Source organism: Paenibacillus alvei DSM 29, from assembly GCF_000293805.1.
Taxonomy (GTDB): Bacteria; Bacillota; Bacilli; order Paenibacillales; family Paenibacillaceae; genus Paenibacillus_B; species Paenibacillus_B alvei.
Genome location: NZ_AMBZ01000009.1, coordinates 109,492 through 124,219, shown reverse-complemented (window position 1 = coordinate 124,219; position 14,728 = coordinate 109,492). Strand labels below are relative to the sequence as shown.

Annotated in this window: 12 protein-coding genes and 3 pseudogenes; 10 read left to right on the top strand and 5 right to left on the bottom strand. The window is 44.8% G+C overall.

Annotated elements, in window-relative coordinates:
• Positions 1-150 precede the first annotated feature (150 nt).
• Together PAV_RS25020 and PAV_RS25015 are read right to left on the bottom strand one after the other, a co-directional pair.
• A pseudogene (locus tag PAV_RS25020) lies at positions 151-1,328 on the bottom strand (AMP-binding protein).
• Positions 1,329-1,402: 74 nt separating this feature from the next.
• The gene (locus PAV_RS25015) at positions 1,403-1,747 is read right to left on the bottom strand and encodes a hypothetical protein (RefSeq protein WP_005550790.1); all 345 of its coding nucleotides are present in this window, start codon (positions 1,745-1,747) and stop codon (positions 1,403-1,405) included.
• A gap of 321 nt (positions 1,748-2,068) precedes the next feature.
• Here PAV_RS25015 and PAV_RS25010 point away from each other — a divergent pair, with 321 nt between their 5' ends.
• The 6 genes and pseudogenes from PAV_RS25010 to PAV_RS24985 all read left to right on the top strand — a co-directional run bounded on the left by PAV_RS25010 (position 2,069) and on the right by PAV_RS24985 (position 9,143).
• Positions 2,069-2,752 (top strand): response regulator transcription factor, encoded by a 684-nt coding sequence (locus PAV_RS25010; protein WP_005550788.1) that lies wholly within the window; start codon positions 2,069-2,071, stop codon positions 2,750-2,752.
• Positions 2,753-3,754 (top strand): sensor histidine kinase, encoded by a 1,002-nt coding sequence (locus tag PAV_RS25005; RefSeq protein ID WP_005550786.1) that lies wholly within the window; start codon positions 2,753-2,755, stop codon positions 3,752-3,754.
• A gap of 94 nt (positions 3,755-3,848) precedes the next feature.
• Positions 3,849-4,532 (top strand): ABC transporter ATP-binding protein, encoded by a 684-nt coding sequence (locus tag PAV_RS25000; protein WP_005550785.1) that lies wholly within the window; start codon positions 3,849-3,851, stop codon positions 4,530-4,532.
• Positions 4,529-7,119: pseudogene (locus PAV_RS24995) on the top strand (ABC transporter permease). Before PAV_RS25000 ends, PAV_RS24995 begins: the two are co-directional and overlap by 4 nt.
• Before the next feature lie 319 nt (positions 7,120-7,438).
• Entirely contained in the window at positions 7,439-8,254 is an 816-nt protein-coding gene (locus tag PAV_RS24990; RefSeq protein WP_005550782.1) for a lipase family protein, read from the top strand.
• 37 nt (positions 8,255-8,291) lie between these two features.
• Entirely contained in the window at positions 8,292-9,143 is an 852-nt protein-coding gene (locus tag PAV_RS24985) for a lipase family protein (protein ID WP_005550781.1), read from the top strand.
• On the opposite strand, the gene PAV_RS24980 is transcribed toward PAV_RS24985, so the two are convergent.
• From PAV_RS24980 to PAV_RS24970, 3 genes are read right to left on the bottom strand one after another with little or no spacing between them, the layout of a single operon-like run.
• A complete protein-coding gene (locus tag PAV_RS24980; RefSeq protein WP_005550779.1) occupies positions 9,106-10,170 on the bottom strand; it encodes an alpha/beta hydrolase family protein in 1,065 nt (354 codons plus the stop codon). The genes PAV_RS24985 and PAV_RS24980 overlap by 38 nt on opposite strands.
• Positions 10,171-10,196: 26 nt before the next feature.
• A complete protein-coding gene (locus tag PAV_RS24975) occupies positions 10,197-10,829 on the bottom strand; it encodes a GNAT family N-acetyltransferase (protein ID WP_005550778.1) in 633 nt (210 codons plus the stop codon).
• Positions 10,804-11,625, bottom strand: a complete 822-nt coding sequence (locus PAV_RS24970) for a MerR family transcriptional regulator (protein WP_005550776.1) — start codon at positions 11,623-11,625, stop codon at positions 10,804-10,806. Before PAV_RS24970 ends, PAV_RS24975 begins: the two co-directional genes overlap by 26 nt.
• A 439-nt stretch (positions 11,626-12,064) precedes the next feature.
• On the opposite strand from PAV_RS24970, the gene PAV_RS24965 reads away from it, so the two are divergent.
• The 4 genes and pseudogenes from PAV_RS24965 (at position 12,065) to PAV_RS24950 (ending at position 14,682) form a co-directional block, all read left to right on the top strand.
• A complete protein-coding gene (locus tag PAV_RS24965) occupies positions 12,065-12,280 on the top strand; it encodes a hypothetical protein (protein ID WP_005550775.1) in 216 nt (71 codons plus the stop codon).
• Positions 12,281-12,282: 2 nt separating this feature from the next.
• Positions 12,283-12,522 carry a hypothetical protein gene (locus PAV_RS24960; RefSeq protein ID WP_005550774.1) on the top strand — a complete coding sequence of 80 codons (240 nt, stop codon included), beginning with the start codon at positions 12,283-12,285 and terminating at the stop codon, positions 12,520-12,522.
• A 53-nt stretch (positions 12,523-12,575) separates the two neighbouring features.
• Positions 12,576-13,052: a hypothetical protein gene (locus tag PAV_RS24955; RefSeq protein ID WP_005550773.1), complete on the top strand. Its 477-nt coding sequence runs from the start codon at positions 12,576-12,578 to the stop codon at positions 13,050-13,052.
• 37 nt (positions 13,053-13,089) lie between these two features.
• A pseudogene (locus tag PAV_RS24950) lies at positions 13,090-14,682 on the top strand (spore germination protein).
• Positions 14,683-14,728 lie beyond the last annotated feature (46 nt).

Below are 14,728 nucleotides of genomic sequence, written 5' to 3'. Positions count from 1 at the left end.
TCAGCTCCAGGCATGAAGATTTTCGCTCTGTCGAAGCAGGGGCAGGGCTCCTGTGGTTGTTTCCCTCCACCTGTGAAGCGGCATAATTCTGGGCCAATTTGTACCTCTGCACTTTACCGCTTGTCGTTTTCGGCATTTGCCGAATCGGTATTACCCGCGCGATTTTCCAGCCTCCACGCTGAAATAAATGGTCTTCCAGACTTTCGGACAACGAGTCGAAGTGCGTATCTTTTTTTTGCTGACGACAAATACGACGATATCATCCTCGCCTCTATCTTTGTTGTATATGCCGCAGGCGGCGATTTTCCCTAATTCCACGCCCGCGACTTCTTCTGCTGTCCGTTCAATATCATGCGGATAAATATTCTGGCCGTTCACGATAATCATATCTTTGTAACGTCCGGTAATAACCAGCCTTCCATCTACGGAAAAGCCTAAATCTCCCGTTCTGACCCATCGATCCGCCGTGAACATGTCAGCAGTCGTTTCCCGGTTATTGTAATAACCGGCAGTTACATTTTTCCCTTGTATTTGAATATGGCCGATTACCTTATCTGGTAGAATGCGATCATGATCATCGCAAATTCGGATTGCACAGTCATCAACTGCATGTCCAACCTCGACAAAGGTAAGTGTTTGTTCAGAGGCTTTCTCCGATATGGCAATCTCTTGACCAATGTTCAACAAGCTGCGATCTAGGTGGATAGGCGCAAATTCAGTGTCGCCATCTGATATGGAGACGGCAACCGTTGCCTCGGCCAGACCGTAAGCCGGCCTCATGCTTGTCCGCTGCAATCCGAACGGCGCCATCTGATCCAAAAACTCATTGCACAGCTCTGACGAAATGGGTTCAGCGCCATTTAAAATAATTCTCAGTCTAGATAGATCCCACTCGGCGGCAATCTCGGGCTTGAACATTTTCAGAAAGTATTTGTATCCGAAATTAGGGGAAGAAGTGATGGTAATGTTGTGGTCATTGATTTTTTGAACCAAAGCGTCGGTCTTCGTATAAACACGGATGTAGGCATAATACATTGATTTACGCCTTTGATGAGCGGGGTGATATGGAAGACGATTAGGCCCAGGTCGTGAGTTAACGGCATCCATGACAAAAATGAGTCGTCATCCCTTGTCCCGAACCGGTTATTGATCGCTCGCGTGTTGATGTATACATTTTCATGGGTCACAACGACTCCTTTTGGATTGCCCGTCGATCCGGAAGAGAACTGAATAAAGGCGATCGAACGGGACGAGCCTTGATGAATCGTTCCGTGAGCGGGGAGGGAGCCTCTCAACGTTTCCAGATACACGGTCTTATCGGCTATCATGTCCATGTCACGCAATCTTTGTCCGTTACCTGCGGCGTGCGTGCGCAATCTTTCCACAACAGGCGAAGAAGCCGCTAGATAGGGGTTTTGGAGTGTATCCCAGATTTTAAAAAACTTGTTTTTATGTTCCACATTGCTGCCGACCGAAACAGGTACGGCAATGATTCCGCCGAGTATGCAGGCCCAGAACAAAAAATAAAGTGCTCCGATTCGTCGTCGTTCAATTGAAATACAAGCTCGTCGCCGGCACGGATACCGTGAGCTTGCAAGGTATGCAAATACATAAGGGCATTATCAAAGATTTGCTTGTAACTGTAAAACCGTTCTTGCCGATCTCCTGTAATGAGCGTGACTCCATGTACATGGTTCTCGCGGACGTCTCTTACTGCCTGAATTAGCGCAGATTTGGATTCGTTCATTGAATATCCTCCTTTGTGAAAGTAAAAGGGACTTTTGCGACGACGGAAATCTTTCTTTTTCAGTAAATTGAATGTAAACCATGAAATGGTTATCATCATTTACAACCCTTATTCTAGTTTATGATACAAAAAATGTATATCAATGATTATGTCGTAATTTGAATTTTTATGTCAAAATAAACATAAATTTTTCTTAAGCATAATATTAATCTTGCTAATTAAGCATGAAACCTCTTCCCATCAGAAAATGATAGAGTATATAATGTCGTCGACAACAAGATGAAAGAATGAATTTAATCATAGAGTAAGGATGATCGATTAATGAAAATATTAGTTGTGGAAGATGATAAAACGATCGCGACTGGACTGGAATACTCACTGCAGCAGGATCATTTTGATACCGCTTTGTGCCATGATGTCGCATCGGCTAAGAAAATGCTTCGTGAAGAAATTGATCAATTTGCGTTATGCCTGTTTGATTTGTCGCTTCCAGACGGAAGCGGATATGAACTGTGTAAAATGGTGAAGGAGCGGCAAGATATTCCGGTTATCTTCTTAACTGCAATTGACGATGAAGTCAATGTCGTCATGGGGCTGGATATGGGAGCCGATGATTATATTACGAAGCCTTTTCGAGTTCGCGAGCTACTGTCACGGATCAAGTCTGTGTTGCGGAGATACCATAAACCATCCAATGCAAAAACAATCATTGATATCGGAAATGTACGCATCAATACGCTCGAAGGCAAAGTGTACAAAGAGCGGGCTGAAATCCTATTGACCGCATTAGAATACCGGTTGTTACTGATCTTTGCCAATCATATCGGGCAGGTTCTTACGAGAAATCAGCTTTTGGAGCAGATTTGGGATGTGGCAGGCGAATTCGTGAACGATAATACGCTAACCGTGTATATCAAGAGACTGCGGGAAAAGCTGGAGGATGAGCCGCAGCAACCGACGTTGATTAAAACGGTCCGCGGATTCGGCTACAAGGTTGGTGATTAGATGCTCCGCAATCGAGAAATACAACTCCTATTGGCAGTCATGGGCACAATCAGCGCAGCAGCGATCGCTGCCGCCGCTTTTTTATCGCCTGCTTCATTAGCACTTGTTGTCATCCATTCACTTCTGCTTATGGGAAGCTGCTTGGTATTTACAAGATGGAGATACCGCGAGCTTGAGAAGCTTTCTGTCTATTTGCGCGAAATCAGCAGCGGCAATGATTCGCTCGACGTACGCGATAACCAAGAAGGCGAGCTCAGCATTTTAAAAAATGACATATACAAAGTGACACTTATGCTATCCGAGCAGCGATCGCTGCTGCAGCGAGACAAAATGCAATTGACGGACGCCATTTCAGATATTTCGCATCAGCTCAAAACGCCGCTTACCTCTATGACGGTAATGGCGGATTTGTTAAGCAGCGCTGATCTGCCGCCAGTCAAAAGAATGGAATTCACCCACAATATTCGGATTCAGTTGGAACGGATTGATTGGCTTGTATCGTCACTTCTAAAGCTATCAAAAATTGATGCCAAAACAATTCTATTCAAAAAAGAGCCAATATTGGTCAAACAACTGATCCAGAAGGCGTTAGAACCCGTCCTGATTCCGATGGATATTAAGGAACAGACGGTTACGATCAACGGAGATGACAACGTCTCATTTATTGGTGATTTCAATTGGACATGTGAAGCGGTCATTAATATTTTGAAAAATGGAGTCGAGCATACGCAGGAAGGCGGAGCAATCGCCATTTCATTTACAGAAAATGCGCTATTCACGGAAATTATCATTGCCGATAACGGCAAGGGCATCCCGAAAGAAGATTTGCCGTACATTTTTAAACGGTTTTATAGAGGGAAGCATGCAGGAGAGGGGAGTATCGGCATCGGTCTAGCTATGGCTCATAGTATTATCGCAAGCCAGAGCGGAGTGATCGATGTGATGAGCGACGGTAAAAACGGTACTGCGTTTCGGATTAAAATTTATAAGCAGGTCATTTAACCGAAAGTGACTAAATCGTCACTTTCACAGTCACTGGATAGTCATGTTGGACAGATAAAATGATATCCATCAGCAACGCTATGGAGGTTATAACATGGAAATTTTACGAATCGACCATCTGTCTAAACAATATGGGAAAGGCGAATCGGCAGTCACAGCACTTGATGATGTATCTTTTTCCGTGCGGAAAGGGGAATTCGTCGCGATTATTGGACCCTCTGGGTCGGGAAAATCGACACTTCTGCATCTGCTGGGGGGTGTGGATCGGCCGACTAGCGGCAAAGTGTTCGTTGAGGATACAGACATGTATGCCTTGGACGAAACGCAGCTGGCCATCTTTCGGCGGAGGCAAATCGGCCTGATTTATCAGTTTTTCAATCTCATTCCCGTCCTGACCGTGGAAGAGAATATGACGCTGCCGCTTTTGCTGGATAAACAAAAGGTAGACAAAAAGCAATTGGACGTGCTTGTTGGGACATTGAATTTAAAGCATCGGCTAAACCACCTGCCTAACCAGCTATCTGGCGGACAACAGCAAAGGGTCTCGATCGGCAGAGCACTCATTAGCAATCCTGCGATCATGCTTGCAGATGAGCCAACGGGGAATTTAGACAGCAAAAATAGCAGTGAGATCGTTGACTTGTTAAAGATGTTAAATAAGGCCTATCAGCAGACGTTGATCGTGATTACACACGACGAACGAATCGCCTTGCAGGCCGATAGGATCATTTCCATTGAAGACGGAAGGATTGCCAAGGACGAGGTGATCCGCCCATGAATATCGTCAATACACTCACGATCAGACATTTGATGCAAAATAAACGGCGTACACTGGTCACGATCATAGGCGTCATCATTTCGGTTGCTATGGTGACGGCTGTGGCAACGCTTGGCTTTTCTTTTTGGATCTCATGAAAAGGCAAACCATCGCAGATGGTGGAGAATGGCATGTCCTTTATCAAAATGTAAGCAAAGAACAGCTTGAAGCCATTCAGAACGATGATGCAACCAAAGTCGTCACGATCACCCAAGATCTCGGCTATGCTCCGTTAGTAGGGAAACAAAACTCAAGTAAGCCCTATTTATTTATCCAGGCGTATAATGCACAGGGTTTCACGCATTTTCCCATTCAGTTGAGCAAGGGACGACTGCCTCAAACAGACAAGGAGGTCGTGATATCGGAAGCCATCGTGAAGAACGAAAAGGTCAACTATAAAATTGGCGACCACTTAACCTTGTCAGTCGGCGAACGATTCGAGAAGGGCAACGAGAAACCGCTGGATCAATCAGAGATGTTGCGATATGAAAATGGAAAATTGACTGAATCCTTACAGCTAATCACGAATAAGGAATACACGGTGGTAGGCTGCATCAAACGTCCCGTCATGGAACCGGCATGGGCGCCTGGACATACCATCATAAGCTATATCGATGAAACCAGTATAAAGGCAACAGATCGAGTCAATGCGGCAGTTGTCCTGAAAACCGTTGATCGTTCTTTGTTTGAGCATGCAGAACAGCTGGCGAATAGCAACAACATCGAGAACGTCCTATATAATCACGAGTTGCTTCACTATTATGGCTTGTCGAAAAACAAAGCCTCTAGCAGCATGTTGATTTCTTTATCAGTTATCATTATGGCGGTCATCATCATCGGCTCGATCTCGTTGATCTACAATGCATTTGCGATATCCGTCTCAGAGCGTTCCCGTCATCTAGGGATGCTTGCAAGCGTCGGGGCGACCAAGCGGCAGAAGCGGAATTCGGTGTTCTTTGAAGGTGTCATCATAGGAGCAATCAGCATTCCCATCGGGATCCTCTGCGGTCTTGCCGGGATAGGGATAACCTTCTTGTTCATCAATCCCATCATGCAAGGGGCACTTGTGACTACGGAAAAATTAACACTCATCATCACGCCAATGTCGCTCCTGATTGCCTGCGTTGTTTCGATGTTGACGATTTTCATTTCGACATTTGTCCCGGCAATAAAAGCTTCCAAGATCTCTGCTATTGACGCAATTCGCCAAACTGCCGATGTGAAACTTACAAGGAGAGCCGTAAAAACGTCGAAGCTCATGCGCAAGCTATTCGGCATCGAAGCCGAGATCGGATTGAAAAATATAAAACGAAATAAACGAAGATACCATGCCACCGTATTTTCAATCATAATCAGCATCGTCCTGTTTTTAACGGTGTCATTTTATACCGCCAATCTCAAGCAATCTCTAGCACTCTCACTTGAAGGTGTTAATTACGACATTCACATCTGGTACAACAATGGGAATCAAATGGACGATACGACGGTTCAATCGATTGTATCCCTTGACGGTGTGACCGAATACAATGTGACGGAAATGTACAGGGTTAACGCCTGGATCGGAGAAGCTGCAATCGCCAATGAGCTGCAAGAAGCGGTCAAGAAGGATAGGAGTGTACTGAAGGAAGGGAAATACCTTTATGACATAAATATTAATGCCATGAACGATTCGAGCTTGCAAGCCTATGCCAAAGCGGTTGGCGCAAATGTCGAACAACTGATGAATCCAGATCATCCCGCCGCGATCGTGGTGGATACGATTCAATATAAGGACGAGGCGACCAATAAATTTGTGCAAACGAAGAATATTCATGCAAAAATCGGTCAAAGTCTCCAGTTGAGCTATATAAGCGAAGAAACAAATAAAGAAACAGATTTAAAAGAGGTAACCATCGCTGCGAAGACGGATCAATTGCCTATGGGGATACGTTCATCAGCAGTAGGCGAGTTAGATATTGTCGTATCAAAACGTGTCTTGGAGCGACTCATTGATGAAAAGATTGGGGCATACGGTCAGTCTCAATTATTTTTAAAAAGCAAAGATCCTTTGAAGACACAGCAGGAGATTGAAGAATTCAGAGATTCTAATCTGTCCTTTTTGAATGAATACCAGTCCAGAGCCGTGGAAGAACAAAGAATTTTGATCATGTCTGTATTCTCGTACGGCTTTATCATATTGATTTCAGCTATTTCTATCGCCAACATCTTCAATACAATCTCGACGAGCATATCGCTTCGGAAGCGGGAATTCGCGATGCTGAAATCAGTTGGTATGACACCTAAGGGCTTTGCGAAAATGATGAACTACGAAAGCATTTTTTATGGAGTGAAATCGCTCTTGTTCGGCCTTCCTCTAAGCTTCGTCGTCATGTATCTCATTCATAGCGCATTGTCGCAACGCTTTCATTTTGAGTTGTCTTTTTCTTGGGTGAGTATTCTCTCGGTCATTGCTGCCGTATTTATCATCGTCGGTTCGGCCATGTTATATTCCAGTGCCAAGGTAAAGAAAGAGAACATTATCGATGCATTGAAGCAGGAGAATATATAAAAATGAAGCCATGCGGCTTATCCCTGAAACATTGGCTTCTCGCGAGTGAAATTCAACAACGCATGATGTAATGAAATAAAATCTTATATTATTTTTCAATTGCAAATAGCCAGTCGTCGATAATCAATCTGCGGCTGGCTGTATTATTTCCCGTGAATGTAAATAGAGTGAGGTGGCGACAGGAATACGTAAATAAAACACCATATCATGTCTCTAGGCATATACTTAGAACAGGGGAGAGCCGTAGTTGTTAACCCTGTTAAGAATACCATGCTCATAAGCAACTGATCGACTTGGACATAAGAGAGGAATTATTAATATGGGATCTTCTTTTCATAGCAAGACAGCAATCTTGCTTGCTGCTATGTGCTATCAGACGTATCCATTGTACTTAGAAGGAACACTTGTCTTGCCATCGGAATATAAGCTTGTCTATACGATTCATGCATTCGCAAATGTTGAGAATCCTACAGAAATCGTGTTTGGTTTTATTGCAGAGTCCTCAGATCAAATCATTATCGCTTTCAGAGGGTATGCTGCCTATCCGGCAGATTTGTTAGCAGCGTATGACATCCTTCAAGTACAGTATCCATTCGTTCCAAATGCGGGGAAGACCTCTCGTGGATTCACCTGTATTTATCAATCAACCAGAACAAAACTAATCGAAAAACTGAATGATCTGTCTGCGACAAAGAAACTATATATTACCGGCCACAACTATGGTGGAGCTTTGGCTACGTTAGCCGCTTTAGACATTGCCGTAAACACGAAGTTTAAGAACCCTATCGTATATACGTACGGCAGTCCTCGTATTGGAGACCCGCGCTTTGCCAGCCGGTTCAACAGCGTGGTTGCCAATAAGGTTCGGATTGTGAATATACACGATTCATTTCCCACGTTTCCTGCTCGGCATTATCCGCCTCCGTTTACGAAGCAGGGGATACGATATCAGCATGTCAAAACCAAGTACCCGCTCGCATTTCAACTGAATACGGTTACCCGAAATGACAACATTGCATGTTACTTTACATCCCTCAGCAAGAAGAGCCCTGTTTTCGCCGAGATGTTATGCAGCAACAATCCAGGTTTTTGCCCCAATGCCAACATGTGCGTTCCGTTTGAGGGAACATGCTAAGAGGATAGAGACTTGATTCGTAAATGGAGCTGCCTAGATGAAAGTATCCAAATTAGAACATCGTTTTGACGCAGAAGACGCCATCTTGCTATCAACTATGATCCATCAAGCCTATCAACTTTTTGAAGAAGAACCATTTGTACTCCCCAAAGGATTTTCCGTTTCATGGATCATTCGAGCTCTTGCTGGCGTTGAAGAGCCGGAAGAGGAAGTGTTCGGTTATATTGCACAATCGAAGCGTCGAATTATCGTCGTCTTCAGAGGAACCCGAACATTCAAGGACAACGAGTCGGATCAAGATTTATATCAGATTCCTTATCCGTTTGTCCACGAATCTGGACGTACTCATCGCGGATTCACATGTATCTATCATTCCGCAAGGGAAGCGTTGATTAGAGAACTTAGCAAGCTTTCTACATCGAAAACACTGTTTGTGACAGGCCATAGTTTAGGAGGAGCCTTAGCCGTATTGGCTGCTTATGATATTGCAGTTAACACTCCTTTTACGAAACCTATTGTATATACGTACGGCAGCCCGCGTGTCGCAAGCCCTGTGTTTGCATCAAAATTCGATCAAACGGTTAAGAACAGCATTCGCATTTTCAATATTCATGACATTATTCCAACCTTGCCGGAACGATCGTATCCGTCTCCATTTACGAGAGACGGGTTATTCTATGAGCATGTTAAAACGAAATATCCGGTCTCATTTCAATTGAATAGTTTGGCCAATCGTAATCACGAGATTGTCTGTTATTTTAAAAATCTCAGCAAAAAAAATCCTTATTACGCTAGCTTACTTTGTGAAGAAAATCCAGGTTTATGTCCGGATACAAGTTGGTGCGTACCGTTTAAAGGAATATGCAGTCCAGTGGAGGAGGAAGGGTAAGCCGATATCCGCCGACTTGAAAGACGGGAAGTTTCCTCAGAAACTGCTCGATCGCATCCATATAACCCGGGATCGTAATTTGTCTTGGAGCGAATAGACTAATCAATAATGCCCGCAAATTCGAATTCGCTGTTTGCTTGCTCAGCATAGAATGATCCGCGTCAGGGAAGACAGCAACGGTCAACAATCCAGGCTTCACAATGTCTCGATAGACCCGCTCCGTATCCTTCACATCGACCTGCAAATCTTCTTCACCTAGAATCAGCAATACAGGCGAGTTGAAGTTGCGAAGATCATCCGTGGCATCCGACAAGAAATTTTTGCCGGCGAATATCCATCTGTCTCTCGACATCAAGCTATTTTCACGTGCGATTTTGGCATACTCTTCATAGGAAGCATGTTTCTCTAACAACTGTCGCACTTGTCGGTTATAGGCCAGTCTGTCTTGAATTTCTGCTTCCGATTTCCCTGCAGCCAGCATTTCCCTGCGTGTATTGTAGTGCCCTTGACTAATCCAGTTGATCGCAGGGGATAGAAGAAGGCTGAAAGCGAGCTGCTCCTGCTTGGCAAGCTTCGGAATGACCCAGCCCGCCTGACTCGCTCCCCACACCCCAATCTGCTTTTCATCAATCATTGGCTGCTGTTTTGCCCAGTCAATCGCCTGACGGGCTTCTTTCACTCGGTCATCTATGCTTTGATGCTCCCAATTGCCTTCCGAACCGTTAATGCCTCTTTTGTTAAGAGACAAAGAAGCATATCCAAGGGAAGCCAGCCGTTCCCATAGCGGCTTATAGCCGTCCTCGTGCGTAGCGTCAATAGGGCCGTCCCCATGAATGAATAATACAAGTCCAAGTTTGTTCGTGTAGTTCTTAGGCAGGACGAAGCTGCCTGTTAATTTGCCTTGAGGCGTCTGGATTTCAACAGCCTGTTCATCCATGTCAAAATCGTACTGATTCAAAATATATAGTCCAGCACCGCCAAAAATCAAAACAATCAATAGTAAGGATATCGCTAGTTTCTTTTTCATCTTATGTTCTCCTTGTGAATAGCTCTCTATGATTTCAATCTTCGGGTCATATAATTCCATGTTCCTTCATTGAAAAAGAAGTGACGCAGAATACTATATTCTTGTTTATAGGTAGAGAAGGATAACTGCTCATACAACTGTTTTGCCCGCGGATTTGAACCTGCGACGTGCAAGCTTAGTAAGCTCAGGCCTAGTTCCGCTAGGGCAAACTGCTGCGCCCATTCCAACAGCAATCTTCCAACTCCTTTGCTTCTATGATGGGGGTGGACAGCCACGTCAGCAATATAACATTCCTTAGCTAACGGCTTATGTTCTAGTAGGGATAATCCAATTACCAGTATAAGGAGGTTCCATTTTCCAATGTAATTAACATCCTTCCACACGGGAAGCTTGCTCGTTGTTTCCTGAACTTCTGCACTTGCACCCCATTTGATCGATAACGTACCGATCACTTCTCCCGCTTGCAGGGCGACAATTCTACAGCTTGCCGGTTCAGAAGGGTATTGTTCCAACAGCTTCTCGAAAAAGAAAGCAAGATTCTCCTCACTCAACTTCGTTAGGTGTTGAAATTTCCCGCGGAACCCATGAACGAGCAATCGGCCAACCTGTGCATTGTACTTATCTTGCATCGGTTCAATCGTGATTTGTCGCGCAGTCATGATCATTGCCTCCTTCAGAATTGGCTATAGGCTCTACCAAGATTTGCAGCTCGTAGTGCAACTTGTTGTTGCTAAATAAAGATAAATATGATTTTTCAATCAGGATTAGAGGGCCTGAGAGAACATAAGATTGCGCAGCCGCATATTGATAAAACTGTTCAATGATTTCATCAAGTTCATCCTCTTCTTCAATGACGCACTGCTGTGTTAGGTAATTCCCCCTAGGTAGAGCAAAATCCCCAACGCCAGGGTTCTGCGCTTCCAAACATAAGCTGTGGCTAGCATCATCATGATAAATATAGTGAATATCCATTTCGAACAAGTTCGGAATGGGCTTTGATTGCTCAACCAATTGTTTGGCAGTAAGCTTTGTAAGGGAATCCGTCTCTATCCAACGTGTGAAATAGGTGATATCTCGTCGCTTGATAGGATAAGAATTGGACTTTTCCATTTCGTATCGCTGCTCCTGCAGCACTTTTTTGATAAACTGTTGCGTCTCCTTAAGCCGCCGTATTTCCGCTTCGATATCGCACAGGGAAGAATGAAGCAGCTGACGATATTGATCCGCAGAGAAGGAAGTCATACACTCCTTAATGGATGAAACAGGCACTTCAAGCTTGCGAAGCAGCAGAATTTGCGCCAACTGGTACACTTGCTCCATGTCATACATGCGATACTGGTTGTTAGCTGTGTAGCTGGGTTGAAGAACGCCTTTCTCTTCAAAGTAACGTATTTGATGGACTGACACATTCATCAGCTTCGCTAATTCACTAATTGTAATTTCACTTTTCATCATGTTCACTCCTAAGGGAATAGCTTGGAATATCTCAACGATATACCTTAGGTCTGACCTAAGGTCAAGTAACAATTTTAAAACGCTGATAAAAATGGAGCAGCTTGCTCTATAAATGGTGTGTTATGTTGTTCACAATAAAGGGCTTCGATTGTAAATGTGACATTTGATCTATTTACCATGCCAATATACATTGAAAAAAAGACGCAACTGAGGGATAGGTTGATTGCTGACTTCCTTTACTCGCATACTAGCCAAAATCAGGCATGGAATCCCTTGCTGCTTAACGATCACTGAATCACGGGGGTTCTTTAACTCCTGATTATTTTTTTACATGGTAAAAAGGACATATCTCTAGAATTGACTTGATTGGAATTGGAAGGGAGAAGATATAGGGTGGAAAAACGCCGAAGGCACAATTTTCCCAGGCACAATCGCTAGAATGGAAGAGACAGGAACCTACATAAACAACCAGCCGCTAGTTCGCTTTACCGTCAGGTTCACGGATGAAGGACAGACAAAAGAGGTAGCGATCAAGAAAGTCCTATCATTCTTGAACGGAGTGAAGGTTGGGGATCCGGTCGTCATCAGCTATAACCGGAGGAAGAACAGCGCAGTATTTGTCACGGAGGATAACATTCCGGAGCAAGTGGACTGAAGATGATCAAGGATGCTGTCTTAAGTCGGATCGAAGAACGCGGGCAAATCAATCGCAGCCGGGTATTACAGCTCCACTTTACGGCTGACGGCCGGGATTATGCTGTGCCTGCATTGGAGCTCTCTGGGTTTGCATACCGCATTGGGGAGAGGGCTAACCTCGCATTGTCTCAAGATGCGGCTAGAATCTACAGTTATGGGAATGCAGTAAGCTTCGAAGACAACAAGCAAGTGACCATTTAGGGAGAAGTGATCCGCATCGAGGAATTCCAATAACGATTGCGGATCGCCAACTGATGATGCTGGAAACCATTCTGACCGATGAAGCAGAACGGCTGCGCAAGTCGAACAGTCTCTTCGTCCCGAAAGGCTTTCCTGTGAAAGCTGGCGTGGTCATTCCGGTTGTCATGCGAAATGACGATTACGAGAAGGAGCTCCGTTTGCAAAAAGGGAAGCAGGGAGCTGCCATCGTGACCTCTGTGCGGTTCGTAGGCACGCTCGGAGAACGTCCATTGGCGCAGATTACGGTGGAAAGAGCCGGAGGCAGCTATCATATTCACCAATCTATTGAGCCGTTATATGGTGTAGAGATTGGAGACGAGTTGTGGATCGCCCTATCCAGCCCACTTGGCCAGATGGTTGGCGATCTTCTTGACGTTCTGGCTAATGGCGGTCATGCCTGTTGGTTAAAGGGGTTACATATCATATCGAAGTCTCGCCTGTTAGTTCGAGGGCTTCGAATGTTGTATGAATGTCCCTGGATTGGGGATTAATAATCGGTATAAATTATTAAATTCGGGAGATTTCCTTATGACACGTATTACTCAGCGGTTTTTGAATTCATTCCTTAAAAAACGGGCCAAGAGGGAAATTGTGCTGCAAGAAGATGCGTGCCTTCTGAATCAGCAGTTCACTTTTGATTTACAACAAAATGAGCAAATGATGAACGAGCTGTTCCGAAACTGTTCGGATGTTGTATATCGTTCAGTTCAGCTTCATGGGCAAATGCAAGCACTATTGATCTATGTTGATGGGATGATTGACAGTGTAAGCTTGGAAGAAACCATTCTGAAGCCGCTAATCAACCCGGGATTGCCGAATGAGTTGAGTAAACTGGAATGCTTGGGAGAATTGATAGCTAATCAAGCTGTCGCTACCCGGCAAATCAAGCTAACAGATCGTGTATCAGAAACAGTACAGGACATTTTAAGTGGCCACGTCGCCGTGTTTGCAGCGGGGGAGCACCAGGTTTTGCTCGCCGATCTTACTAATTTTGAAAAGCGTCAGGTTACTGAACCGTAAACCGAATCCGTAGTACGCGGTCCCCGTGAAGGATTTACCGAATCCTTACGAACGAATACGAGTTTGCTGCGTCGAAGGTTAAAAAGCCCAAGGCTGAAAACCGAAGCGGTAACCATCGGTGCATTGTCTCAGACGGATGTGGCCTTGGTGTACATTGAAGGCATTGTAGAAGATTCCATCCTGGACGAGGTCCGAAAGAGAGTTAGCCGGATTGAGATTGATGCAGTACTGGATTCCGGATTCATTGAAGAATTTATCGAAGATGCTCCCTTCTCCCCATTTCCAACCGTGCAGAACACGGAACGGCCTGATGTTGTACTTTCAAGTTTGTTGGAAGGCAAAATCGGGATTATTGTTAACGGTTCCCCGTTTGTACTTATCGTTCCCATGACCTTTTGGTCGGCCCTTCAGGCGGCAGAAGACTATTATGAGCATTTTATCTATTCCACAGCCATTCGATGGCTGCGGTTCACGTTGCTTTTCATTTCGATACTCCTTCCTTCCCTTTATGTTGCAGCTACGACGTTCCATCCGGAGTTAGTACCAGCAGAATTATTGCTGAGTATCGCCGCCGCTCGCGAAGGCGTTCCTTTTCCGGCCGTTGTAGAGGCGCTCTTGATGGAATTTATGTTCGAGGCATTAAGGGAAGCCGGGATTCGTTTGCCCAAACCGATCGGTTCAGCGGTTAGCATGGTTGGAGCATTGGTGATTGGAGAATCTGCAGTCAATGCGGGGATCGTTGCTGCTCCTCTGGTCATTGTTGTCGCATTTACTGGCATCGCATCATTTTCTATTCCACGATATAATGTTGGGCTCGCCTTTCGACTCGTTCGGTTTCCTCTTCTGATCTTGGCGGGGGCGCTGGGTTTATATGGAATTGGCCTTGGATTGATTGTACTGCTTATTCATTTAGTAAATCTGCGTTCTTTTGGAGTGCCTTATCTCACTCCGGTTTCCCCCGAGATTCCCGGAAATTCAAAGGATATTTTTATACGAGCGCCGCGATGGGCTATGCGAGATCGCCCATTTTTTGCAGGAAGGGATAAAGAGCGCATTCCGGAAGGTCAAAAGCCTGATCCGCAACGTGGGAAACGTACATAAATAGATATTTACACACCAACATGAATTGCATTGGATAGGAGCAAGT